The sequence below is a fragment of the Paenibacillus sp. TY11 genome, from assembly GCF_059772165.1.
The window spans coordinates 78,084-103,051 of sequence record NZ_JCBAIQ010000018.1 but is presented as its reverse complement, the minus strand read 5'-3'; the positions used below and the strand labels follow the sequence as shown (position 1 = coordinate 103,051).

26 protein-coding genes are annotated in these 24,968 nt (G+C 48.5%); 16 read left to right on the top strand and 10 right to left on the bottom strand.

Annotated features, from left to right (window positions below; translation table 11 throughout):
- Positions 1-9: 9 nt before the first annotated feature.
- From AC6EJC_RS19415 to AC6EJC_RS19395, 5 genes are all read right to left on the bottom strand, one after another.
- Entirely contained in the window at positions 10-987 is a 978-nt protein-coding gene (locus tag AC6EJC_RS19415) for a FecCD family ABC transporter permease (RefSeq protein WP_444955371.1), read from the bottom strand.
- Complete coding sequence (locus tag AC6EJC_RS19410; protein WP_444955370.1) at positions 984-1,988, bottom strand: FecCD family ABC transporter permease; 1,005 nt, start codon at positions 1,986-1,988, stop codon at positions 984-986. Before AC6EJC_RS19410 ends, AC6EJC_RS19415 begins: the two co-directional genes overlap by 4 nt.
- The gene (locus tag AC6EJC_RS19405; RefSeq protein WP_444955369.1) at positions 1,985-2,965 is read right to left on the bottom strand and encodes an ABC transporter substrate-binding protein; all 981 of its coding nucleotides are present in this window, start codon (positions 2,963-2,965) and stop codon (positions 1,985-1,987) included. The genes AC6EJC_RS19410 and AC6EJC_RS19405 overlap by 4 nt, the downstream gene beginning before the upstream one ends.
- A gap of 160 nt (positions 2,966-3,125) precedes the next feature.
- Positions 3,126-3,854 (bottom strand): response regulator, encoded by a 729-nt coding sequence (locus AC6EJC_RS19400; RefSeq protein WP_444955368.1) that lies wholly within the window; start codon positions 3,852-3,854, stop codon positions 3,126-3,128.
- The gene (locus AC6EJC_RS19395) at positions 3,847-5,520 is read right to left on the bottom strand and encodes an ATP-binding protein (RefSeq protein ID WP_444955367.1); all 1,674 of its coding nucleotides are present in this window, start codon (positions 5,518-5,520) and stop codon (positions 3,847-3,849) included. Before AC6EJC_RS19395 ends, AC6EJC_RS19400 begins: the two co-directional genes overlap by 8 nt.
- Before the next feature lie 161 nt (positions 5,521-5,681).
- On the opposite strand from AC6EJC_RS19395, the gene AC6EJC_RS19390 reads away from it, so the two are divergent.
- Positions 5,682-5,975: a putative quinol monooxygenase gene (locus tag AC6EJC_RS19390; protein ID WP_444955366.1), complete on the top strand. Its 294-nt coding sequence runs from the start codon at positions 5,682-5,684 to the stop codon at positions 5,973-5,975.
- 45 nt (positions 5,976-6,020) lie between these two features.
- A complete protein-coding gene (locus AC6EJC_RS19385; protein ID WP_444955365.1) occupies positions 6,021-6,845 on the top strand; it encodes an aldo/keto reductase in 825 nt (274 codons plus the stop codon).
- Between the two features lie 124 nt (positions 6,846-6,969).
- Here AC6EJC_RS19385 and AC6EJC_RS19380 read toward each other — a convergent pair whose 3' ends face one another.
- Both AC6EJC_RS19380 and AC6EJC_RS19375 read right to left on the bottom strand, forming a co-directional pair.
- The gene (locus AC6EJC_RS19380; protein ID WP_444955364.1) at positions 6,970-7,626 is read right to left on the bottom strand and encodes an SdpI family protein; all 657 of its coding nucleotides are present in this window, start codon (positions 7,624-7,626) and stop codon (positions 6,970-6,972) included.
- Positions 7,623-7,934 (bottom strand): autorepressor SdpR family transcription factor, encoded by a 312-nt coding sequence (locus AC6EJC_RS19375; protein ID WP_444955363.1) that lies wholly within the window; start codon positions 7,932-7,934, stop codon positions 7,623-7,625. Before AC6EJC_RS19375 ends, AC6EJC_RS19380 begins: the two co-directional genes overlap by 4 nt.
- A gap of 219 nt (positions 7,935-8,153) precedes the next feature.
- Here AC6EJC_RS19375 and AC6EJC_RS19370 point away from each other — a divergent pair, with 219 nt between their 5' ends.
- Positions 8,154-8,780 carry an alpha/beta hydrolase gene (locus tag AC6EJC_RS19370; protein ID WP_444955362.1) on the top strand — a complete coding sequence of 209 codons (627 nt, stop codon included), beginning with the start codon at positions 8,154-8,156 and terminating at the stop codon, positions 8,778-8,780.
- A 163-nt stretch (positions 8,781-8,943) separates the two neighbouring features.
- Here the strand turns inward: AC6EJC_RS19370 and AC6EJC_RS19365 are convergent, their stop codons facing one another.
- Complete coding sequence (locus tag AC6EJC_RS19365; RefSeq protein ID WP_444955361.1) at positions 8,944-10,152, bottom strand: chromate transporter; 1,209 nt, start codon at positions 10,150-10,152, stop codon at positions 8,944-8,946.
- A 170-nt stretch (positions 10,153-10,322) separates the two neighbouring features.
- Here AC6EJC_RS19365 and tlp point away from each other — a divergent pair, with 170 nt between their 5' ends.
- The 9 genes from tlp to AC6EJC_RS19320 all read left to right on the top strand — a co-directional run bounded on the left by tlp (position 10,323) and on the right by AC6EJC_RS19320 (position 19,858).
- Positions 10,323-10,547, top strand: coding sequence for a small acid-soluble spore protein Tlp (gene tlp, locus AC6EJC_RS19360; RefSeq protein ID WP_444955360.1), 225 nt, complete (start codon positions 10,323-10,325; stop codon positions 10,545-10,547).
- Between the two features lie 239 nt (positions 10,548-10,786).
- Entirely contained in the window at positions 10,787-12,079 is a 1,293-nt protein-coding gene (locus tag AC6EJC_RS19355; protein ID WP_444955359.1) for an ABC transporter substrate-binding protein, read from the top strand.
- Positions 12,080-12,106: 27 nt separating this feature from the next.
- On the top strand, positions 12,107-13,069 hold the full coding sequence (locus tag AC6EJC_RS19350; RefSeq protein WP_134911164.1) for a carbohydrate ABC transporter permease: 963 nt from the start codon (positions 12,107-12,109) through the stop codon (positions 13,067-13,069).
- 3 nt (positions 13,070-13,072) lie between these two features.
- Positions 13,073-13,912, top strand: coding sequence for a carbohydrate ABC transporter permease (locus tag AC6EJC_RS19345; protein WP_444955358.1), 840 nt, complete (start codon positions 13,073-13,075; stop codon positions 13,910-13,912).
- A gap of 205 nt (positions 13,913-14,117) precedes the next feature.
- The gene (gene ilvA / locus AC6EJC_RS19340; RefSeq protein ID WP_444955357.1) at positions 14,118-15,404 is read left to right on the top strand and encodes a threonine ammonia-lyase IlvA; all 1,287 of its coding nucleotides are present in this window, start codon (positions 14,118-14,120) and stop codon (positions 15,402-15,404) included.
- A gap of 197 nt (positions 15,405-15,601) precedes the next feature.
- Entirely contained in the window at positions 15,602-16,576 is a 975-nt protein-coding gene (gene abnA, locus AC6EJC_RS19335) for an arabinan endo-1,5-alpha-L-arabinosidase AbnA (protein ID WP_444955356.1), read from the top strand.
- A gap of 193 nt (positions 16,577-16,769) precedes the next feature.
- Positions 16,770-17,855 carry a FecCD family ABC transporter permease gene (locus AC6EJC_RS19330; protein WP_444955355.1) on the top strand — a complete coding sequence of 362 codons (1,086 nt, stop codon included), beginning with the start codon at positions 16,770-16,772 and terminating at the stop codon, positions 17,853-17,855.
- Positions 17,855-18,880, top strand: a complete 1,026-nt coding sequence (locus AC6EJC_RS19325) for a FecCD family ABC transporter permease (RefSeq protein WP_444955354.1) — start codon at positions 17,855-17,857, stop codon at positions 18,878-18,880. Before AC6EJC_RS19330 ends, AC6EJC_RS19325 begins: the two co-directional genes overlap by 1 nt.
- A gap of 30 nt (positions 18,881-18,910) precedes the next feature.
- Positions 18,911-19,858: an ABC transporter substrate-binding protein gene (locus AC6EJC_RS19320; RefSeq protein ID WP_444955353.1), complete on the top strand. Its 948-nt coding sequence runs from the start codon at positions 18,911-18,913 to the stop codon at positions 19,856-19,858.
- 162 nt (positions 19,859-20,020) lie between these two features.
- Here AC6EJC_RS19320 and AC6EJC_RS19315 read toward each other — a convergent pair whose 3' ends face one another.
- Complete coding sequence (locus AC6EJC_RS19315) at positions 20,021-20,452, bottom strand: hypothetical protein (RefSeq protein ID WP_444955352.1); 432 nt, start codon at positions 20,450-20,452, stop codon at positions 20,021-20,023.
- A 195-nt stretch (positions 20,453-20,647) separates the two neighbouring features.
- On the opposite strand from AC6EJC_RS19315, the gene AC6EJC_RS19310 reads away from it, so the two are divergent.
- The 3 genes from AC6EJC_RS19310 to AC6EJC_RS19300 all read left to right on the top strand — a co-directional run bounded on the left by AC6EJC_RS19310 (position 20,648) and on the right by AC6EJC_RS19300 (position 22,927).
- Positions 20,648-20,947: a hypothetical protein gene (locus tag AC6EJC_RS19310; protein WP_444955351.1), complete on the top strand. Its 300-nt coding sequence runs from the start codon at positions 20,648-20,650 to the stop codon at positions 20,945-20,947.
- Positions 20,948-21,218: 271 nt separating this feature from the next.
- Positions 21,219-22,043: an alpha/beta hydrolase gene (locus tag AC6EJC_RS19305; protein WP_444955409.1), complete on the top strand. Its 825-nt coding sequence runs from the start codon at positions 21,219-21,221 to the stop codon at positions 22,041-22,043.
- A gap of 92 nt (positions 22,044-22,135) precedes the next feature.
- Positions 22,136-22,927 (top strand): dioxygenase family protein, encoded by a 792-nt coding sequence (locus tag AC6EJC_RS19300; RefSeq protein ID WP_444955350.1) that lies wholly within the window; start codon positions 22,136-22,138, stop codon positions 22,925-22,927.
- Between the two features lie 156 nt (positions 22,928-23,083).
- Here the strand turns inward: AC6EJC_RS19300 and AC6EJC_RS19295 are convergent, their stop codons facing one another.
- Positions 23,084-23,602 (bottom strand): DoxX family membrane protein, encoded by a 519-nt coding sequence (locus tag AC6EJC_RS19295; protein ID WP_444955349.1) that lies wholly within the window; start codon positions 23,600-23,602, stop codon positions 23,084-23,086.
- 249 nt (positions 23,603-23,851) lie between these two features.
- Here AC6EJC_RS19295 and AC6EJC_RS19290 point away from each other — a divergent pair, with 249 nt between their 5' ends.
- On the top strand, positions 23,852-24,946 hold the full coding sequence (locus AC6EJC_RS19290) for a DUF3048 domain-containing protein (RefSeq protein WP_444955348.1): 1,095 nt from the start codon (positions 23,852-23,854) through the stop codon (positions 24,944-24,946).
- Positions 24,947-24,968: the final 22 nt, after the last annotated feature.

Genomic DNA, 24,968 nt, shown 5'->3' with positions numbered 1-24,968 from the left:
ATCCTTATCCTATCCGTTGCCTTTTTGTTTGCGTTCCCGCAGCAATAGATATAGAAAATATGGCGCGCCAACGACGGCTGTCACGATGCCAGCGGGAATTTCGAGCGGCGGCTTCAAACCTCGTCCCAACGCATCGGCGAGGACGAGAATGAGGGCGCCGATCATCGCCGCGCCGGGCAATAGATAGCGGTGGCGGTTGCCCAACAAGCGCCGTGCCAGGTGCGGTGCCAGCAGTCCGATAAAGCCGATGGAGCCGATGGCAGCGACACAGGAGGCAGCCAAGGCCACTGATACGGCCAGCAGTCCTGTCCGCACACGCTTTACGCTAAGTCCCAGCCCAGCAGAGCTTTCCTCATCCAGGCTCATAATATCCAGCTTGCGCTGTAGCGTATAGGCGAGAGGCAACAACACGATCAACCACGGTAGTAGACCGTATACTTCGTCCCAGCCTTTGCCCCACAGACTTCCAGCTAGCCAAGTCAGCGTATCGCTCGCTTCAAGTGGATATTTGACCAGAATATAATCGGTCGCAGCCTGAAAAATAGCGCCCACCGCCAGCCCGGTCAAGGCTAGCATATTGGGGCGCATGCCTCCCTTCATCGAAAGCTGTACGAGCAGTAGCGCAGCTATCCCGGCTCCCATAAAGGCGGCTACAGGCAGCAGCGCCACTGGGGATGAGGGTAGCAGCACGATGACGAGAACCGCCGCGAAGCCGGCTCCTTTCGATACTCCAACCACGTCCGGCGAAGCTAGCGGGTTGCGGATCATGCCTTGCAGCAGTACTCCGGCTACCGCCAGTCCAGCACCGGCCATAATGGCCAGCAGGCCGCGAGGCAGCCTATAGTGGTGAACGATGAACCCTGATGAGGCATCCCGGTCAGTCAGAGCCGTGATTAGCTCAGAGGGCGTAATGTAGGTGCTGCCCACGCCAATAGCTATAAAAGAAACACCCAGCATGAGCACGAGTAAAATCCACAGCTTTTTCATCGTGAAGTCCTCCCGTTCTTGTATGCCAGATATAAAAAGAAGGGCGCACCCACCAGCGCGGTTACAATACCAACGGGCGATTCATAAGGAAAGGCAATAAATCGTCCAAGCACGTCTGCATATGTCAGCAGCAGAGCTCCGCAGATTGCAGACAAGGGGATGACCCGTTTGTAATTGTCGCCTGTAAACATCTTGATGATATTTGGCACCATCAGGCCCACAAAGCCGATGGACCCGGCTACCGCTATGGCAGAGCCTGCGAGCATAATAACTGAGGCCGAGGCCAGTAGGCGGACAAGACGTACGTTTTGTCCCAACCCCTGTGCGACCTCTGTACCGAGGCTCAGCACAGACAGCGAAGGGGCCAGCGCCAGCGCAAGGATCATACCCATGGTGAACCATGGCAGCACCAGACGCGTGTCGGCCCAAGTGGACCCGTCGATGGCTCCGGCGAGCCAATACAACACATCGGATATTTGCTCGTTGAACACGAGAAGTCCCTGGGTGACGGAGGCCAGCAGCAGATGCACGGCCATCCCGGCAAGGGCCAACTTGACCGGCGTCATGCCCGCCGTTCCGGCCAGTGCATATACGAAGGAACCGCCCGCGATGGCCCCGGCAAAAGCAAAATAAATGCTGCCGGACGATCCGATATTCGGCAGCAGCACAACCGACAGCACGACAGCCAGCGAAGCGCCCGAGCTGACCCCGAATACCTGCGGCGAAGCCAGCGGGTTGCGTGTAATGGCCTGCATCAGCGCTCCAGCCACGGCAAGCCCAGCCCCGACAATTAGGCCAATGACGGCACGCGGCAGGCGAACCGTCAGGATAATGAGCTGATCCTTGGACGGATGCTCGGTGAACAGCGCAGTCAGCATGGTGGGGATATCCATCCTGACCGGGCCAATCGCTACGCTCAGCAATAGTCCAGCCAGCAGCGCGATTATAAGTGCAAAGAAGACCGGCTTATTCAGCCGGTCGCGTGAGGCCTGTCCGATCAACGGGAGCCGTCTCCTTTACTTTGCGCGGGATACAGAAGCGAAATAGCTTGCTCCAGTATTTTCTCGGCTGAGCCGAGTCCACGGTACCGGGTCCACAGTGCCCGGTTCACTTCATAAACTTCCCCTTTTTTAACGGCCGTAATGTTTTGCCACAGTGGATTTGGCTTCCATTCTGAAATCAGCTTCTCATCGGCTTCAGCCATAAAGATTACATCCGGATCGGCTTGTGCTATCTGCTCCAAGGTCAGCTTGACAGTAGGTTCGCTTGTATTTTGAAGGGCATTATGGATGCCTGCTAGCTCCAGTAGTTGTCCATCAAAGGAAGATGCAGCATGACCAGTCAGTGAATCGGAGCGAAATACCCCTACCAGTACACTGCGTGGCTCACCAGCTTTGACTCCTTGTTCCAGCTTTTCCATTTTAGCTTTATGAGCAGCTAGAATCTGTTCACCTTTTTCCTTTTCGTCCAACGCATCGGCAATGACACCGAAGGATGTCAGGTTTTGTTCATAGGAAGAATTCCGGCTTTTCAGAACAATGGTCGGAGCGATTTCACTCAGTTCTTTGTATATATTTTTATGACGATTCAGATCGGCAATGATTAAATCCGGCTTCAAGGAGCTGATCGTTTCCAGGTTCGGCTGTTTGCGCGTGCCTACAGGCGTGAAGTCGATTTTCTTACCGAGCAGCCCATCAATATCATCGTCATTTTCCTGAGCTATCCCGACAGGCGTTACGCCCAGTTGGGTTGTGGCATCGACAAAAGAGAATTCCAGCGTTACGATTCTTTTCGGCTTACCCGTAATTTGGGTTTCTCCCATCTCATGCTTAATGATTCGGGTATCGCCTGTTGCTTGAGATGTTGCTGCGCTGTTATCTTTTGACTGGCTACCACATCCCGCCATAATGACCGTCAGTAGTACCAGGATCGCTGCAAGAAGCATGCCTGTGCGCAGTGGTTGTTTCAGTGTTGCCATATGTTGTCCCCCGTTCCAAGTATGCTTACCAGAGAAATTGATAATCATTATCAATTGACTAACTGTTGATCATTCTAGCAATCGGGAGGAGGGACGTAAACAATGTGATCATTTAAACCATTTTGGCTTATAAAGTGAATTAAGTTCATTAAAATTACCTTTATTCATCTCCCCGCTGTCGCCGATAGATACGCTCCGGTCTGCCGACGGTTCCGTACACTTGATCGTGGTGGGCGTTGCCACTTTCTACTAAGTACTCCAGATACCTTCTGGCTGTCGAACGGCTCATGCCCAGTTCAACCCCTACTGTCCCCGTGGTCAGCTCCCCCCGCCGATTCAGGAGATCAAGCACCTTGTCGCAGGTTACTTTATCAATGCCCTTGGCCCATAGCTCTCCCACTCCGTTGCCTGCCATCCGACCGGTGCCCGCGCTTTTAAGCAGATTGTCAATTTCGGATTGCTCTACCGTCGCTGGCTGCTGCTGCCATGCCTTGACCTGCCGCTGAAAACGGGCATATTCCTCCAGCGTTGCACGCAATCTTTCGAACACAAGCGGCTTCACGATAAAATCAAACACACCTGCACGGACGGCTTGTACCACGGTTTCTGTTTCTTTGGCGGCAGTCAGCATAATGACATCTGTGTCCGGATAGTGTTGCTTGATAAACGATAGCAGAGCTAGACCGTCGGTATCAGGAAAATAAACATCCAGCATAACCAAATGGGGACGCAGCACGTCCAATTGAAGTTTGGCCTCAAATTCGTTCGTTGCTATTGCGCATACGGTGAACCCGTCCACCTTTTCAATAAATCGTCGGTTAATTTCCGCAATTCGCGGATCATCTTCAATAATAAGAACCTCAATATCCGATAAAATCCGCTCATTCATGGGCGTAACCTCCTTTTGCATCATCACTCATTACTGACCTATTGAAAGGTATGCGTATTTCAAAAATGGTACCTCCACCTGTCCGTTCAAGTACTTTTATTGAGCTGCTCATTCGCTCTGCATACTCATTCACGAGAGCAAGGCCGTACCCATGTCCTGCTTCTGTTTTGGTTGATGCTCCTTTGACGAACAGCTTTTCCCGGATATTTTCCGAAATTCCCGACCCGTTGTCCGCAACCTCCACGGTTATTGCCTCCGCCGTTTCTTCAAGCCGGAACCAGACCTGTCCCTCAGGAGCGGAGTGCATCGCGACAGCTTCCATGGCGTTATCCAGCAGGTTTCCGGCCATGGCAGCGAGAAGCGACCACTCCAACGCAGGAGAAAAGGTAGAGAACACACCGCTAATAGTAGAATGTAATACAATCCCCTTGTCCAGCGCCTGTTTTTTCTTGCCGATCAGCAGGCTGGCGATGATTGAATCAGGTAAAAGAGTAGAGGAAACGGACCTGTGCACACGATACTCCTCCGATTCCTGAGTAATAAAGTCCACCGCTTCGTCATAACACTCCAACTGAAGCAGACCGGATATGAGATACAGCCGATTGGTGTATTCGTGTGTTTGTGATCGCAGCACTTCCGCGTAATCTTTGACCTCTGTCAACTGCCGCGTCATGCGAAGCAGCTCTGTTTTGTCACGCAGACTGGCAACCGTGCCAATCCTTCGACCGGATTTATCCTTAATTGGAACACAGCTAACCACTACAACCCGTTGCAGCACCTCAATTTCCTCATTGAATACGATCACTTCATGGTCTGGCTCCATGATTGGATTTTCCGCTGTTGGATTGGTGACAAGTACATCTGCCAGTTTACCTGCGGCACCCGGTAAGTGACGAAGCTCGCAACCGTCTATGGTAGTTTCCAGAGGAAGGCCGAGCAGGCGGACGGCTTGAGGATTTGCAAGTGTGACTTGTCCATTGCTATTAACCGCGATAATCCCTTCACCTATGGATTCGAGAATGGCTTGCTTTTCCTGGTACAACCGTCCAATCTCCACTGGCTCCAGCCCATGCAGTTCGCGGCGTACTCGTTGCGCTATAAGCAGGCTTCCCAAAATGCCGATCATCAGCGCACCCACCATGAACCAAAGCCATGCATATGTGTAGGTACGAATATTTTGCTGCACATCTGTGATTAAAAAACCTACAGAAATGAGCCCGATGGCCTTACCTTGCTTATCATAAACCGCAGTTTTGGCCCGCAGTGACGGTCCGAGAGAGCCCGTGGACTCGGTGATAAAAGACTGCCCTTGCAGCACCTTATCATTCATAGGGTCCATCATAGGCTGTCCGATGCGCTCCGGGTTTACATGCCACTGCCGGATGAGATGACGATCAGCAATGGTAATAAAATCAGCGCCGGTGCTGGCTTGGACTGGCTTTACTGCCTCGTTGATTCGCGAACGCATTTGCGTCGTGTCGGTCCTTTCCAGAGCGTCCCTAATCTGCGCATCTACCGCAAGCGTATTGGCAACGGTTAGCGCCCTTTTTCCGATTTCATCATATAGAGCGGTGGTGATCATATATCGAAAGGATAATCCCAACAGCCCGGTGACCACCAGTACTAAAAGGGATATGAATACCATTAGTTTTGTCTGAAAACGCACATGCCTTCACCGCCGTTAAGCAAAATATAGGAGGAGCTGATCAGCCGATAAACTCCCCAATACGATTCATTTTACTGTATTACAGGAACAGCCGCACTTTTAATCTGTCGAAAGAATGGTCTATAATAGAAATAGTTACATAATACAAGGAGGAAAATATTATGATTATTATTCATGCCGATATGAAAGTTTTACCTGAAAAAAGAGAGACTTTTCTGCAACAAACCCAAGGGTTGATCAGCGCATCACAAGCTGAAGAAGGCAATGTACGCTACACGTTAATGCAGGATCTGAATGATCCCAACGCATTTACTATGGTTGAAGAGTGGAAAGATGCTGCTGCTGTAGATTTCCATAACAAGTCTGCCCATTTCCAGGCATTTGTTGCCGCGGCTAAAGAATTGTTGGCTGCTCCGCTTCAAGTGAATGCTTTTCAGGATGCGACTAAACTGTAATCATCCCGTTGGATAATTCATAATCAGGAACAGGAGGAGATAGGTATGGGGAACATTGCGGATACAACTGTACTGAATAACGGAGTTCAGATGCCTTGGCTGGGTTTTGGTACTTACAAGGCGGAAGGCAATGAGGTCTACGAAGCGGTCAAAACAGCTATTGAGGTCGGCTACCGTCACATTGATACAGCGGCGATCTACGGCAATGAGGAACTGGTTGGACAAGCCATTCGTGACAGTGGGGCGGTCAGAGAAAATCTGTTTGTTACTACCAAGCTATGGAATCAAGATCAGGGGTTTGATTCAACACTGCGTGCCTTCGAGGAAAGCCGTAAACGGCTGGGTCTGGACATCATTGATCTGTATCTCATTCATTGGCCTGGCAAGGACAAGTACAAGGAAACCTGGAAGGCGTTCGAACGACTGTATGAAGAAGGAAGCGTACGCGCTATCGGAGTAAGCAACTTCCAAGTTCACCATCTCGAAGACCTCCTCAAAGATAGCAACATTGTTCCTGTCATCAACCAAGTGGAGCTTCACCCGCGTCTGACACAGCAAGAGTTGCATCAATACTGCCGGGAGCACCAGATTCAGCTTGAATCGTGGAGTCCGCTGATGAAGGGGAAATTAACCGAGCAAGCGGATATCGTTGAGATTGCTGCAAAATACGGTAAAACCTCTTCGCAGGTTATTTTGCGTTGGCATTTGGATCGGGGTATTGTGACGATTCCCAAATCTGTAACCGCGCATCGTATCCGCGAAAATGCCGATTTATTCGATTTTGAACTGACGGCCGAGGATATTGATCGAATCAATGGTCTTCATCTGGATGAGCGTGTAGGCACCCATCCCGATAAACTGTTGTTCTAATATTAAAATGCACAAAGAACCTCCAGATCTGCGTTATCGTAGCTAGGAGGTTCTTTTTTTATTTAGCATTGGGATCGTCTCATACGCTTTTGTCCGTTTGGACAGAGTTACTACGTCCTGTATCCTACTGTTGATTAAATTTGCGATGCAGGAGGAAGGAGTAGAGGATGGGCGTGACGACGGATATACCCAGCCCGGTGAGAAAAATGACCGTCCCCGCCACTCCACCGACCCATGCCGCTACCAAACCCGAAGCACCACCGAGCATCATCATAGGTCCGCCGAAACGGTGCGTTTTACGCCATACCTCCGGGTTGGACAGAGTCCACGGCGTGCGGATACCGAAGGTATAGTTCGGCTGTACCTGTGTCATATAATTGCCCAGCACCAACAGCATCAGGCCTATTCCCCCGCAAATTATAGTATTCATTTGCAGTCGTATGTTCAGGTTATACAGCAGCATTCCCCAACCGGCTATAGCGAGAATGAGGGAAGTACCTATACGCGTAACCTCATAGGCTTTAGCAAATTTCTCGAAATTTGCCCTGTTGGGGTCCATGTAGCGGGCTAACCGAACGACCAAAGGCACCAGCCCCAATAGCACCAGCATGAGAATAGAACTGTTTTTACTCATATACCTGTCTGCTGTATTGTCAAAGCTAAAATGAGAGGCCAGAACATTGGGAAGTCGGTCGTACAGCAGCAAAGCCCCTATAGCAGGTGATAAAGCAATCAAAGTCGTTAAAACATCCGTAAAGTTCCAATGTATCCGAAATTTCATTCAGATCCCTCCGTATCCTTAATATCATTCAAATGTTTCTTTGCAGGCATATCAGATTGAGCGATGCTGAACATCCAACCGATGACATCTGCGACCACCGTCGTATGCAGGGTGTAAATAATGTTTTGTCCCTGTCGTTCATCTAGCACCAGTCCAGATTGCTTCAAAACACTCAGGTGGTGGGATATGCTGGGCTTGCTGATTTGAAAATGCTCGGCGACGTCGCCCGCGCTCATGCTTTTCTCTTTCAAAAGCTGTAATATTTTACGCCGGGTCGGATCAGCCAAAGCTTTGAACGCATCATTCAAAATTTATTTCCTCCTTTAGATATTTAGATAATATTCTAAATATCTAATATCATATTAAATTAAAGCTATAATACATGTCAACGGAACAATACATCATTTTAGAAAAAAAGATTTAAATCAGGCTGATTGTGTTTGTAAAAGGTAGAGAAGTTGGCTATAATCAAATTAACACAAAAATAAGAATCTTAATTTCGAGCAAAAATGAAGGAGGGAATATATATGAAACACGTATTTCGTAAAGGAAATCATCCACAAGCCCCGGTTATTTTGCTGCTACACGGTACCGGTGGGAACGAACAGGATCTGATTCCATTGGCTGACATGGTAGCACCGGGAGCGTCTGTGTTAGGCGTGAGAGGAAATGTGCTGGAAAATGGGATGCCGCGTTTCTTTCGCCGATTGGCAGAAGGCGTGTTCGATATTGAGGATCTCGTATTTCGTACCAAAGAACTAAGCGAATTTGTGGATTCAGCTGCAGAGCAATACGATTTTGACCGTAACAACGTTGTGGCTCTTGGCTACTCCAATGGGGCAAACATAGCCGCCAGCATGCTCTTTCACGATGCAAAAGCGCTGCGTGGAGCTATTTTACACCATGCGATGGTGCCGCTGCGTGGGCTGAATTTGCCTGATTTAAACGGTATCCCTGTATTTCTGTCTTCCGGTGAAAATGACCCGATCGTTCCGGTCACGGAATCTCGTGAGCTGCAAGCTTTACTGGAAGGTGCTGGTGCGCAGGTGAATGCGTATTGGGAACGCAATGGTCATCAATTGACTCGTACTGAGGCCGAAGCCGCAGGACGTTGGTTTGGGGAGCATTTTAGCCCAAGTGGAGAGCAGGTATAAGCACTAAATATAAAAATGTGAGGAATAGGGCGAGTGACCTGGCTAAGGTTTCTCTACAGAGAGCCGATTGCTTTCAAGCAGTCGGCTTTTTCACTCGCACATAGAAGGTCGGATCTATTTACCCGGATACTTTTGCCCGCCATGCCTCCTATTGGGCTTACACTTACCCCAGTAACATTCCTCCCGCTGCACCGGCAAGAACAACCACCCAAGGCGGAAGCTTCCAAAAGACCAGCATCATAAACAAAATGATCGCCAGGGCAAAATCCATCGGTTTCAAGATGGCGGTAGTCCAAAGTGGATCATACAGCGCAGCCATCAAAATACCAACCACGGCTGCATTAATCCCCACCAAAGCTCCTTGGATTTTCGGATTGTTTCTTAATCCATTCCAAAACGGGAGTGCACCGACAACAAGAAGAAATGCCGGTAAGAAAATGGCGAGAGTGGCAACCACTGCTCCTGGTACTCCCCCGGCGATAGCTCCAAGGTAACCTGCAAATGTGAACAACGGCCCTGGCACTGCTTGCGTAGCTCCGTAACCTGCCAAGAAATCCTCTTGGCTAACCCATCCTGTTGGAACAACTTCTCGTTCCAGAAGCGGCAGTACGACGTGCCCCCCGCCAAATACCAGAGAGCCTGAACGATAAAAGCTATCAAACAGCGTTAACCATCCCACTTCCTCCGAGGATGTGACAAGCGGAAGTGCCACAAGCAGTGCACAAAATAGAACCAAGGAACAGACCGCAAAAGTACGACTAACCGCAATTTGAAGATTAGACGTAATCTCTGCCCTTTTCTTTCGATAGAGCCATAAGCCAACTACACCGGCAGCAACAATGATGAGAATTTGGCTGTAAGCTGTATGCCAGGACAATGTAATCACGGCGGCAATCACGGCGATTGTTGCTCTATCCCGATCAGGCGTCAACTTGTGTCCCATCCCCAGAATAGCATGGGCCACAATCGCTACAGCTACGATCTTCAGTCCATGAATCCACCCCGCACTCGCTATATCGTATCCTTGAAGCAGGAAAGCAAACGCAACCAACAGAAGGAGCGACGGCAGTGTGAAACCAATCCAGGCTAACAATCCGCCAAGTAATCCTGCTCTTACAACTCCAATTCCAATGCCAACCTGACTGCTGGCCGGACCGGGGAGGAACTGGCAGAGCGCTACAAGATCGGCGTAACTTTGTTCATCCATCCACTTTCGACGGCGTATGTACTCATTATGAAAGTACCCTAGATGTGCAACCGGCCCTCCAAAGGAGGTTAGACCTAACTTTGTAGACACCCCCAGCACTTCAAGAAGAGTCGCTAACCGTCCCTTTGGAATATCTTCTAGCGGGTCTAGCTTACTCGTTTCCATATAACAGGTTGCTCCCTTTTCTTTTTTTCCCAATTTCAATATAACTGAATAATGTAATCTAAATTACTCTATTTTATTAATTGCCACAAGAATGCATAAAATCATTCGATAGCGATCAAGCTACGGTTTAGCGCTCAGTGAGCGATTCCATAACTAGGAGGCGATAAACGATGGCAAAACCGGATAATCGGGCCGATAATGTTGAACATTTGCAACAAAGTATTCAGAACACACAGCAGAACCTGCATGAAGCTGAAGGATATCTAAACGAGTTCTCCTCTGAAATCAGCAGCGAGGAGCGTAAGCAGATCGAAGAAAAGAATGAGCGTCGTAAGGAAAGTATTAAAGCATTTCGGGAGGAAGTTAAGGACGAGGCAGCACATTCCCGAGAGTAGTTAAAATAGCGAGGCCCAACTTCGAGTTTCAATTCGAGTTGGGCCTTCTTTTTATGCAAAAATCGTCATAGTCCCATTCAATTCATTTTCCCCCTATAATGCAATGAAGATGCTAGTTCTGCGTTAAAAATGAATATTTTATAAATAATATTGTTGTAAACCAATTTAGGTTGATGTTAAATAGAAAAGAAAGCGCAATCATTAACGAATTGTATTTCATCATGCGAAGGGGGAAGGATATGCTGCTGCGAAGAAAAAGCATGGCTTTGATGCTAATGGCGGTGGTTTTGATGGCTGGACTGCTGCAAGGCTGTTCTTTCAAGACCGATGAAAAGGATGGACCGGGAACAGAACTTGTATTGTGGACGTTCAATGAACTGCATGAGAAGTTTTTTCTGCAAATGGCTGACCAATGGAACCAACAGCACCCTGATGAACTGATTAATTTGAAAGCGAATACATTTCCTTATGACAACCACCACAGCAAGCTGTCGATTGCGCTGCAATCGGGGGTGGGAGCGCCGGATATCGCGGATATCGAGGTGAACAAGATCGGTAATTTCCTCAAAGGGATACCGCAACTGGTCCCACTCAATCCGGTGATTGACCCAGAGATCAAAAACATTGTGCCTTCCAGAGTACAGATTTACGGTAAAGACGGGAAGTATTACGGCATTGATTTCCATGTCGGGGCCGAAGTGATGTATTACAATAAAGAAATTTTGGATCAGGCGGGGGTAGACCCGGATTCCATCGTCACTTGGGCAGACTATGCTGCTGCAGGCAAGCAAGTGCTGGCGAAAACAGGCAAGCCGATGGCGACCCTGGAAACGAATGACCTGTGGAACTATTGGCCGATGATCTCCCAGCAGAATTCGGATTTTCTGGATGACAAGGGCGAGTTAACGCTGGATAACGAAACGAATATTAAAACACTCGAGTTTCTTCAGCAGATGGTAAAAGACAAAATCGCTATTCCCGCACCGGGCGGTGGGCACCACATGGAGGAATACTACGGGTTTATGAACAAAGGTGGGGCTGCTTCGGTATGGATGCCGATGTGGTATATGGGACGTTTTACGGATTACATGCTTGACCTGAAAGGGAAAATCATCATCAGACCGTTGCCGGCGTGGGAAAAAGGCGGCTATCGCTCAGCGGGTATGGGCGGGACCGGTACGGTGGTCACGAACCAGTCGAAGCACCAGGATTTGGCGATGCGGTTTCTGGCCTTTGCCAAGCTGTCCAAACAAGGGAATGTGGAGATTTGGAAGCAGCTAGGTTTTGATCCTATCCGCAGTGAAGTGTGGACGATGCCGGAAGTCAAAGCCAAGAATAAATTTACGGAGTATTTCGGAACGAATATTTTTGACACACTCATCGAAGTAAAAGATGAAATCAATGCGGTGCATATCGGACCGAAAACGCCTGATATCGCCAGTGCTGTGCGCAATAAAATACTTTATCGGACACTGCTGAATGGCGAAGATCCAGCCACGGTGCTGCATGAGCTAGCAGATGAACTGAGATAGACCCCAACAGGAAAGGGAGTGAGATTCATGGCAACGCCCGTTCATACGAACGCTAATGTACCGACAGGTCAGCCGCCAAAACCTCAGCGTCCGACCAGAAGCCGATGGAGTCGCTTTATTCATTCCAGCCGTACGGCACCGTATGTGTTTGTCCTTCCATTTTTACTGTCCTTTGCACTATTTTTTGCGTATCCGGTCATCTCGACGGTCATTATGAGCTTTCAGGAAGTACTGCCAGGGATAACAACTTATGTCGGACTGGAGAATTATAAAGACTTAATCAATCCTACGTTTGGAAAAGCGATATTGAACAGCGTCCTGTACACTCTGCTTACACTGGTCGTGCTGATTCCTCTGCCGCTGGTACTGGCGGTATTACTGAATTCGCCTAAAATGCCGGGTAGAGGGCTGTTTCGCTCCGTGATGTTTATACCTGCACTAACTTCAGTGGTGGTAGCAGGGACGATTTTCCGACTCATGTTCGGGGAATTGGATGGTTCGCTGATGAACTCCCTGTTGGGGGTATTCGGTCTCGAACCTTACAAATGGCTTATGAATGCAAACACCGGCTTTTTAGCTTTGATCGTACTGGCCTTGTGGAGATGGCTGGGCGTGAACATGCTGTACTATATGTCAGGACTACAGAACATTCCTCCCGAGTTGTATGAAGCTGCACAGATTGATGGAGCCAGTCGCTTCGATTCTTTTTGGCGGATTACGATTCCCATGTTGAAACCGGTGACGATCTACGTATTTACGATTAGCATTTATGCGGGGTTGTCCATGTTCACGGAGAGTTACATGCTGTGGAACGGAAATAACTCCCCGAATGATATTGGTTTAACGATTGTTGGCTATCTCTATCGCCAAGGTCTGGAGCAGAACAGTATGGGCTTCGGAGCCGCGGTGGGCATTGTATTGCTCGTATTTACATTGCTGCTGAACCTGATCCAGCTCAAATTTTTTGGTTTGTTTCGGAAGGAGGATTAAGCGATGGCTCAGAAACAAAAAGGCCCGTTATCCGCATTGCTCGTTGTCCTGTTCATTCTGTTTGCCGGGTTTGCTCTGTTTCCGTTATTTGCCGTGACGCTTGCCTCGTTTAAGCCATCGACGGAGCTGCTGCGCTACGGCTTGAATCTTAAGCTGGAGTGGGGCATCATGTCCTTGAAAAACTATGCGTTCATCTTTCAAGGGACGACGGATTATTTTCAATGGTACTGGAACAGTATTGTCATTACCGTCTTGTTTACGGTGTTATGTCTGATATTGTCCGCGATGGTCGGGTACGGTCTGGAGATGTATCGTTTTAGACTGAAAAATGTGATTTTCACACTGGTGCTGGTTGTGATGATGATCCCGGTAGAAATTATCATGCTGCCGCTTTACAAACTAATGATCGGCATGAAGCTGATTAATACGGTATGGGGTGTGATTCTGCCATTCGTCGTCGCGCCGATTCCGATCTTTTTCTTCCGTCAATATTTGAGTGGAGTACCCAAGGACTTTATGGATGCTGCACGGGTTGACGGATGTTCAGAGTATGGTATTTTCGTGCGGATTATGATGCCTCTGATGGCGCCTGCATTTGCGGCAATGGCTATTTTGCAGGCGATGAACAGTTGGAATAACTTCCTGTGGCCGATGATCGTATTGCGCACCAACGACATGCTGACACTGCCAATTGGTCTGTCCAGTCTGCTGACGCCATATGGCAACAATTATGATGTATTGATCGCCGGATCAGTTTTGGCTATCTTACCGATTCTCGTCGTATTTCTGTTCTTCCAGCGTTACTTTATTGAGGGGATGACGGCAGGCGGGGTAAAAGGATAATCGTTACGGTATTATGGAGCGATTGAATACAAGAAATGTGTAACGTGAGGAAAGGCAGGTCGGGCATTGTCCCGGTCTGTTTTTTTGAATTCAATTGATTTTCATTCTCATTTTCATGCTATAATCTGCACAAGCTATAGGTAAACGTGGTATGATATTTGAAAGATTTCAAATAAGAAATATTCAGGCGGAGCGTGGAGAACCTATGGAACCAACAGAAACCCAGAAAACCGACTCGGACACGTTATCAACCGTTGGCATGGAGGATATTGTACGGGCGCATCATATGCTGCGTGAGGTGATTGTACGTACACCTTTACAGAGGGATGCCGTTCTATCGGCCAAATATAACTGTAATGTGTATCTGAAAAGAGAGGATCTCCAAGTCGTGCGGTCCTTTAAAATCCGTGGAGCCTACAACATGATCCGTAGCTTGACTCCTGAGCAAATGGAAAAAGGCATCGTGTGCGCGAGTGCAGGGAATCATGCACAAGGTGTGGCTTTTTCATGTAATGCGCTTGGCATCCACGGTAAAATATTTATGCCGAGTACAACGCCCAATCAAAAGGTGAAGCAGGTTCGTCGCTTTGGCGGTAACAGTGTGGAGGTCATTCTGACCGGAGATACGTTTGACGATGCCTATGACGAGGCCATGAAGGTGTGCAGCGAGCAGGCAATGACCTTCATCCATCCGTTCGATCAGCCGAAAATTATTGCGGGCAATGGTACGATTGCGATGGAAGTGATGGAGAGTCTGGATGCACCTGCGGACTATGTGTTCGTGACGATTGGCGGCGGCGGTTTGGCAGCAGGCATAGGTACGTATGTTAAAACCGTGAGTCCGTCCACCAAGGTAATCGGCGTGGAACCCCTTGGCGCGGCGTCGATGACGGAAGCGATGCGTTTGCACAAGGTGGTTACACTGGATCAAATAGACAAGTTTGTTGACGGAGCTGCGGTGAAGCGTGTCGGTCAGCTGACATACGATATTTGTAAACATACCTTGGACGATATTGTGAAGGTACCGGAAGGCAAAGCATGTACCGCGATTCTGGAGTTGTATAATGAAAATGCGATTGTTGTGGAGCCTGCGGGCTCACTGCCTGTAGCAGCACTTGATCTGTATCGTGAGCAGATTCGAGGCAAAACGGTTGTCTGTATCGTCAGCGGTGGTAACAACGATATTGATCGTATGCAGGAGATTAAGGAACGGTCCCTGATTTACGAAGGACTGAAGTATTATTTTATGGTCAATTTCCCGCAAAGAGCCGGGGCACTGCGTGAGTTTCTTCAGGATGTGCTTGGACCGGACGACGACATTACAAGGTTTGAGTATACGAAAAAGAATGATAAGGAAAATGGACCAGCTCTGGTCGGCATTGAGCTGTTCCACAAGGAAGACTATCTTCCTTTAATTGAACGAATGAACCGCAAAGGGCTTCAATATACAGAGCTGAACAAAAACGAAAATCTGTTTAATATGCTAATTTAAGAAAGAGGCCTAAGGGCTTCTTTTTTTGTGTAAATAGCGTTATGCGTAGTTTATGAATTTCTTTTTATTTGAAATAAAGCGTTTACAAAACGGGAGTTAATAGGTTAATATATGTGAAACTTCATAAGTATAAACACTAATGTAATAGGTGTGTCACCTGATTTTCATCATATGATACTAATTCGGAGGTGCGTAGAATGTTGAAATACTGGAAAAAATCAGTACGGGGTAAATTAGCCCGAACGGCGTTTGCGGCTGTAACCTCGGCTGCTTTATTGCTGTCAGTGATGCCGTCCGCATCAGCAGAGCATTGGGCGCTAACTGGCGATGTGGCGGTACACGATCCGTCCATCACGAAGGAAGGCAACGCATGGTATATTTTCTCCACAGGGCAGGGGATACAGGTTCAAAGATCGGACGACGGACGCAATTTTTACAGATTGCCGCAAATATTCTTGTCGCCGCCATCATGGTGGAAATCGTATGTACCTAAGCAAAAGCCAAACGATGTATGGGCACCGGATGCTCAAAAGTACAATGGACGAGTATGGGTTTACTACTCCATTTCTACTATGGGGTCCCGCACTTCGGCCATCGGATTGACTTCTGCGACGAGCATAGGAGCGGGAAGCTGGAGAGATGACGGATTGGTGCTGCGTACGACACAATCTGACGATTATAATGCCATTGACCCGAATTTGGTCATTGACACTTCCGGTAATCCATGGCTTTCCTTCGGTTCATGGAATACGGGTCTGAAAATTACTCGTTTGGACAAGAATACGATGAAACCTACGGGCCAGATCTATTCTATCGCCAAGCGTACCGCTGGTGGTTTGGAAGCGCCACATGTTACATACCGCGACGGCTATTACTATCTGTTTGCTTCCATTGATAACTGCTGCCAAGGGGCAAATAGTAATTACAAAATCATTTACGGTCGCTCCAAGAATATCACCGGACCCTATGTAGACAAGAGCGGTAAGAATCTGATGGATGGCGGCGGAACCGTACTGGATGCAGGGAATGACCGTTGGAAGGGACCGGGCGGACAATCTATCTATAACAACAGTGTAATTGCGCGTCATGCCTATGATGCCACCGATGACGGAAATCCAAAGCTTCTGATTAGTGATTTGAAATGGGATTCGGCAGGTTGGCCTACGTACTAAACAGAGGGTTGCTTGAAGTCATCCGTGTAGCGATCTCACATAGATATAGCCAAAAACTGTTCCTCCTAAGGGGGAGCAGTTTTTGGCTTGCAATGTCATAGAAACATGCTATTATGTATCAAGTTGATAATAATTATCATTATCGTTATGAGAGCCGTGGTGGTTTTCAGGTATGGAGGGAGTGACCTCACGAATGCAGTTTAAAGACAGCATGGACAAACATATAGCTCCGACAGAGGGCACAGTTCCTGAAGTAGCCTTTGCAGCCCGCCCGGTACTCCGAGCTAGTAGAATTCGGCAGGCGTTGTTGTTCACAGCTTCTGCTGTATTCTTGGCCTTGGCCATATTCGCCGCTATTTCTCTCGGAGCCAAGGACTTGACCGTAAGCACAGTGTGGTCGGCAGTATTTCATTATGATCGTTCGCTGATGACACATCAGATCATTCATGAGCTGAGATTACCGCGTGTGCTCGGTGCAGCTGTCATTGGAGCTGCGTTGGCGGTGGCAGGCTCTCTGATTCAGGGCATTACACGCAACCCGCTGGGAGATACAGGTGTGCTAGGCATTAACGCAGGAGCAATGTTTGTGGTCGCTGTGAGTTTTGCCTTTTTTCCCGATCTACCTTATGGGACGTTAATTGTATTGTCGTTCCTGGGGGCGCTGATGAGTACCTTACTGGTATTCGGTCTGGGAGCTTCCGCACCGGGGGGATTGACACCGATGAGATTAACGGTGTCTGGAGCTGTGACGGCTGCGCTGTTAGGTTCCATGACTTCGGGGATTGCGATTTATTTTGATCTAAGTCAGGATTTAGCCTTCTGGTATGCGGGTGGTGTTGCCGGAATCAAATGGTCGCAGCTTGAGATTCTTGCACCGATTTTGCTTATTGTAATCGCTTGGTCTATGGGGCTGGCCCGCTCCATTTCGCTGATATCGATGGGCGATGAGGTGGCGTTAAACCTTGGGTTAAATCTCAGGCGTATCCGGCTTTTGGGTCTGCTGACCGTGGTGGTACTGGCGGGACTGTCCGTATCGGCTGCTGGGGCCATCGGCTTCGTAGGTTTGGTCATCCCACATATTGCTCGCAAGCTGATCGGTGTGGATTATCGCCAGATTGTACCGTTGTCTGCGTTATTGGGAGCCGTGCTGCTGGTGTTGGCTGATTTGGGAGCGAGAATGGCGAATCCGCCGGAGGAGCTAGCTATTGGAATTATGGTGTCTTTTATCGGAGTGCCCTTTTTTCTCTTTCTCGCCCGTAAGGAAAGGAGGGATTTGTAGTGAGTCGCTCTTTAGGGAACGGGGATACAAGAACGACAAAGGCTTGGCTCGTCTGTTTGGTATTGGCGGGAATCAGCTTTGTTGTCATTGTTCTGGGTTTGAATACCGGAACCATTCGTATTCCACCGCTACGCGTGCTGGATACGTTGTTTGGCGGTGGTAGCGGACGTGATCATATCGTTCTGTTCGAATATCGTCTGCCACGTATCGTAGTAACGGTGCTGGCTGGAGCAGGACTGGGTGCAGCCGGAGCAGTCATGCAGGGCTTGTCACGGAACGCGCTCGCTGACCCCGGAGTGCTGGGACTTCATGCGGGGGCTGCGTTGGGGCTGGTGATGTTCGTCAGCTTTTTTCGCGACCTGGAGGGCTCGGCAGCTGTGCTGATCCCCTTGTTTACCTTTGCAGGAGGTGTCGTTGCGGCGGTGCTGATTGTTTTGTTGTCCTATAACCGCAGCAGAGGAATCGTGCCCGTGCGTCTGATCCTGTCCGGCATCGGTGTAGCCTCGGGCCTCAGTGCCATAACGCTGTACTGGTCGTTGCGGTTGGATGAGGATACGTACGCATTTACTGCACGCTGGCTGGCTGGCAGCGTATGGGGCCGGGACTGGATACATGCAGCGGCTTTGCTGCCGTGGATTGTCATTGTATTGCCCTACGTTCTGTCGCAGACGCGCAGCCTGAATAACCTGTCGCTGGGTGACGAGACCGCAGCTGGAATCGGTACAAGTGTGAAGCGTCAGCGGCTGATACTGCTGGGCGCAGCCGTGGCTTTATCCAGTGCCAGCGTATCCATGGCCGGAGGCATCGGCTTTATCGGGCTGATCGCGCCTCATCTGGCTCGCCGTCTGGTCGGACCAATGTATCAGCATTTGCTGCCAGTAGCCTGTTTGGTCGGAGTCGTCATTTTGGTCACCGCAGACACGATTGGGCGTTCGGTGTTTCAGCCGAATGCGATTCCCGCAGGTGTGGTGGTTGCTGTGGTAGGAGCCCCGTATTTTTTATTCCTGTTGTCCCGAACAAAATGACAGAAGGAAATAGCATAGGAGAGAATAATCATGAGAAAATATGGATTTAAGGATTCAGGTTTTAAGCGTTCATGGGTAGCCATGGCTTTAGTTTTATGTATGATCATGCTGTCCGCTTGTGGACAAGCAGCCGACAACAAAGCTACCGATACGAAAGCGGCCGACAGCGCCCAGACAACCATTAGTGCGGATTCGCGTATTGCTTCGATGTCTATTCATTTGACGAACAACCTGCTGGCACTGGGCATTACTCCGGCTGGTTCGGTCATTGGTGGAGATGTAAAGGATTTTCTGCCCCATGTAAAAGATCGTCTCCAAAATACCCGCAAGCTAGGTGTTGTCACAGACCCGGATATGGAAGCGGTACTGGAGCTTCAACCTGATCATATTTTCCTCGACAAAAAATATTCGGGAACCGATGTGGCTAAATTTGAGAAAATTGCGCCAACTGAGATTTTTGATCTGGATGAAGGCACATGGAAAGACCAACTGAAAAAAATAGCTGTCATGGTTAACCGTGAGACACAGGCGGACACTTTTCTAAAAGATTATGATACACAGAGGGAACGGGTCAAAAAGCTGATTCACTCAAAAATTGGAGACGGAACAGTTATGGCTGTGCGTGTGACGGCGAAAGAGGTTCGTGTCATGGGGATGAAGCGTCCGGTAGGACCGCTGTTGTATCAGGACTTGGGCTTGAAGCCAGCCAAGGGTGTAGAAAAAATCAACAAGGCCTATCAGGTCGTTTCCCAAGAGGTTTTACCAGATTATGATGCCGATGCCATCCTTGTTATTATCAGTAAAGGCGCGGATGCCCAAAAGGTATACAAGCAACTGGAAGGAAATACAGTATGGCAAGGACTCAAAGCGGTGAAGCAAGGGCATGTCTACATGTTGGACGGGCAGCCTTGGCTGGACTATTCCGCGATGGGACACAAAATTGCCATGGATAATGCAGAACAACTATTTTCCAAATAAGTTCTAAAGTACATCAAGCCGTATTCTCCATGCCTCTTCTTGCAGGCGAGGAATACGGCTTTTTGGCGAACACCCAGGCTGCAAGTCGGATGCCTGATCGAAAATGAAAAGGAGCTGCTACGATCCGAAATGAGGCAGCTCCAGTACAATGAGAATTGCGGGTTATGAACGTTTTTTACGCAGAAAAATCGGTTTGAGTCCAATGAAGCCGATGGCCGCGAGAATTAAATTCACCCAGGGTGAGATCCTAAATTCCGGCAGTACACTGCGCAGCGCCAGTCCGGCGACAAGAATCACGATAACTAACACAACATACGTCAAGATGGATTTAAGATTCATCTGGGGCTTTACGGGAGCATGGTCTGGCTGTTGTGTCTCCTCGCCTTCTTCCGGACGGTCCATAAAATTCATCAGTGCTTCAACCAGCAGAATGGCTCCTGCGGCGATGATGATAAGGGTGGATAGGCTAACTTTTTCAAAGGGTTTGATATCCCCGCCTGTGAATGTGACAAACCATCCAATGATCGCCTGTGTCAAGAAAAACATGGATAAGGCAATCCATGCAATAAGCGTATAATTTTTGGCTTTATTCATTTCTTCCTCCTGCTTTATAAGCGTATCCCGGGCTGATGGAACGCCATTTCGTAACAAAGACAGTATACGTGAGGAAGCGGTGGATGGCAAAAGGCTTTAGCTATGGAATGTATATTACCGCTGCATTCTCCTCAAACTGGATAAAGGGGAGCACATGGAGCAACCTGAATATAAACGTTGAGAGGATGTGGCATCATGAAACTGGAGAACCAGGCAGATTATTCAGTCCAGAAAAGACTGGCGGGCGCTCCGAACGGGTATAGCGGGGCAGTCTCGGCTGCAAACGTGAGTCACCGGAGCGTTCAAGGGACATCTCCAACGTACCGTATACTGGACGATACCGAAGTGGCAGGGGATACAGAATTTGCAGGTGAACTGGGTGAAGAGAGCTACCGAAGCTTATGGCATGAGGATCAAAATTGCGGCGCCTCCTGTAAACTGGAGTGGGAAGGACGAGCCGAGACCCATCAAATGTTCAGGCACAGCTACGAATAGCGGATCGTCTACTCAATTGTGAGAAATCACCCTAATAAGTGTGTAGTATGGCGTTCTCCGGTATCATATCGGGGAGCGCCATTTGTTTACTTCTTTATCGGTGTGAACTGACAGGTTGACAAGGAATCAGGGCGATGATAGACTGATTTTATTATAAAACACATTAAACTTATCGGAATTAAAGTGAATGAATATCCTCGTAGGTATTCATGTTAAATATGAGTTTGAATTATTAAGTGGTGAAGTGAAGCTTCAGACAGGAGGAATCATGATGGAACGGCAAATTGGAATTCGCTATGAACATGAGGAGCTGGCCGCAACAATTCATTATCCAAACAATGCGAATGAGGGAGATCGTCAGAGACGGGTTCCCCTCGTTGTCATATGTCACGGTTTTGTAGGCAATCGTATCGGAGTAGATCGGTTATTCGTCAAGACTGCGCGTGAACTGGCGGAAGGGGGATATTTTGTCCTGCGCTTTGATTTTGCCGGTTGTGGAGAAAGCACGGGTGAATATGGCAAGCAGGGGTTAGAGTCGATGATTAACCAGACACGTACCGTGTTGGATTACGCCTTGAATTGCGCGGACATTGACCCGACCAAGGTGACGCTGATCGGTCACAGTCTGGGAGGCGCTGTTGCCCTGCTCACAGCCGTACGGGACAAGAGAGTACAAAACCTGGTCCTTTGGTCAGCTGTCGGCTATCCGTTCAACGACATCGTCAAAATTACGGAGCGAAGCGTGTACGATGAGTCTGTTAAAACCGGTCATGCCGACTATTTGGGCTATAAGTTCACACCTGCTTATTTTGAGTCGTTAGCTCAATTCCAGCCGTTCCAGGAGGCCGTTAAATTCAACGGGGATGTACTCGTGATTCATGGAACCTCGGATGATATCATTCCTGTGGATTATGCATTTCTGTTTCAAAAGGTATTCTGGATGCGTCCAGAGGGACGTTGTGATAAAGAGATTATTTTCCAGGGAGATCACACTTTCTCGTCAGGTAAAGAGCGGCAACGGCTGATTGACCGGACGCTTGAATGGCTGGATGAGCAGGAAAATATTCAACGGGATTGGCAGCACTGGATGATCTGATTTCAGGGTGTAACGGATTGTATTGGAAATTGCGCCTCCGCCGGAGTAAAATGGAAGAGTAACACTATACTGGCGTGTGGAGGTTGGCAGCGATGACATTACCCTCAATTTTTGTTGCGCATGGTTCACCGACACTGGCTGTAGAAAATAACGCATACACCAGCTTTCTTGCAAAGCTGGGCGCGAGCCTGCCTCGACCCAAAGGAATTGTCATTTTTTCCGCGCATTGGGATAGCCCCGATCAATGTATCGGCGCGGATGATCAGCATGCAGCGTTGCACGATTTCTATGGCTTTCCCGAAGAAATGTACACACTTGATTACCCTGCACCAGGCGATCCGAAGCTGTATGAGGAGATAGAGCATCTGTTCAGTCAGCATAACCTGTTCCACCAGCCGGTTCGGAACCGGGGACTGGATCATGGAGCATGGGTGGTTTTGCGGCACATATATCCTGATGCGGACATACCAGTCGTACCCCTATCCATTGATTCTCGGCGCGCTCCCCAGGAGCAATATGAGATTGGACGGATGCTGGCGCCGTTGCGAGAACGAGGGATTTTGATTATCGGTAGCGGCGGATTGGTCCACAACTTGCGGACACTTAAGCAGACGAGTGAGCCAGCAGAATGGGCGGTTCAATATGATGACTGGATTGCAGAGCAGCTTCAAGACTGGAATTTGCGTCATCTATTCCAATATGATAAGAAGGCTCCTTATGCCAAGCAGGCGGTTCCTTCTTATGGGATAGAGCATTTTTCACCTTTGTTTTATGCGATGGGGGCTGCGGATAATGAGCGCTCCGCGCGTAAGCTTTTTCAGTCGTATGTCCTTGGCTCGTTGAGTCTCAATTGTTGGGCTTTTGGTCAAGAAAGTGATACGTAAATGTGAAAAAGAACTTCCGAATCCACATGGTGTGTGGGAATGGAAGTTCTTTTGTGTATTCTGCTTCTTCGATTAATTAGAAGGCACGTGTATCCTGAGTATGACAGAGCAAAAAAATAACCATTAGCCCGGAGGGTAACGGTTATTTTTGGATAGTTAAGCTATTTTCCGAGTGGGATCCGCCGGAAAGGCATCTTTATTTTTACGAAACAGTCCACGCAGGAAGGGCAGTACCCAACGGTCAAAGCCAATTCTTCCGGCATTTGCACCAGCAACCACAAGGAAGATTTCAAACAGCAGATAGATTGCATTGGTGCTTACTGTACCCGAGAACAGGAACGAGAAGTTCATAACCATTGCCATCAAAGCAGCCAGTGTAGTCAATGTACCAAGAAGCAGGCCAACCCCGACCAAGAACTCACCCAGTGGGATCAGGACGTTGAACAAACCGACATTCGGCAGGGCAAAGGCTTCAAGGAACGATCCCCACCAGCCTTGTACAGCGGGATGGTCTCCACCTGTTTTAGCAATGGCCCCCGAGATAAATCCGCCTGCATCGAATCCACCAGTCAGCTTCTCAAATCCATGGGTCATCCATTCATATCCTAGATAAACCCGTACTACAGTCAGCAGCCACATTGCGACTTTGTTTTCACGTAACCAGTTGTTAAACATTCAAACCACTCCTCTTTCTTAATCTATAATGTTGGTTGTATTTCATTTTGTTTGGGATGATCATCTTTGCTACACCTTTATTGTAGTAGGTTCAGTTACAGTTATTTGTGATAAAAATCACAAAGTCTGAATATTTTTTAAATTTTAATGTCTTTAGATAAGTATTCTATAGAGTGGTCACGCTTCAATCAAGACAAAAACAGGAAATAAAGCTTATAATGAGAAAAATAACTAAGTGGAGGGATGAACTTGTCCGGGCCCATTTCCCAACGAAATCATTGGTTGCGTGTGATGGCCTCAGCTCTGTTATGCATGACGCTGATGTCTTGTTCTGCTATGTCCAATACGGGTGAATCTGAATCCGTTCCCCAACTGACCAAGCAAGAAACAGAGAAAGAGGCACTTGAAGCGCCGAAGGAGCAGTCTATTCCGGCATTTACAGCTCCGCTTACCGGTCTTCCTGTGGAGCAGCCAGTTTTGGAGCGACCGCTCGCTGTCATGATTAACAATGCTCCGGCTGCGCGTCCACAGGCAGGACTTAGCCAGGCAGACATGGTATATGAGGTTCTTGCAGAAGGCGGGATTACTCGTCTCGTCGCTTTTTTCCAAAGTCACGGCGGAGATGTAAAGATCGGTCCGGTCCGTAGCATTCGGCCGTATTTGATTGAGCTGGGCGAAACCTATGGTGCGCTGCCGATACACGCAGGGGGAAGCACAGATGCCTATGCGATTTTACAGCAGCAGCGGAAAGAACATCTGGATGAGATTTCAAATGGGGGAGCTTACTTCTGGCGAAGCAAAGATCGCCGTCCTCCACATAATTTGTACACAGATGTGAGTAGGCTGCGCAAAGGAAGCGATAGTAAAGGGTATGTCAAGCAGACGGAAGTTCCAGTATATCCTTACCTTAAATCCGGCGAAACTCCAGTTATGGTAGATGAGAGTGCAGCATCTTTGCAAATCCGGTTTTTGCTCAAAAGCTATCGCGTATCTTACACCTACGATCCAGGGGATCAACAGTATAAGCGTTTTGTGAACGAAAAGTCACATGTGGATCAAAATAATAACCAACAGCTCTCAGCGGCCAATGTCATTGTGATGAGCACTAGGCATCGAACGTTGGATGATGTAGGCAGATTAAGTGTTGAGCTGGACGGTAGCGGAGAGGCCATGGTGTTTCAACAAGGACAGTTAATACAGGCTGAGTGGCAGCATACACCCGGCGATGCGATTCGTTTTATGAAAAATGGAGTTGAAATCCCGTTAACGCCAGGTACATCCTATATACATGTGGTGCCTGCAGATACTTCACTAAAGGAACATGTGACCATAGAAGCAAAATAGAAAAGGAATACACCTTTTTAGG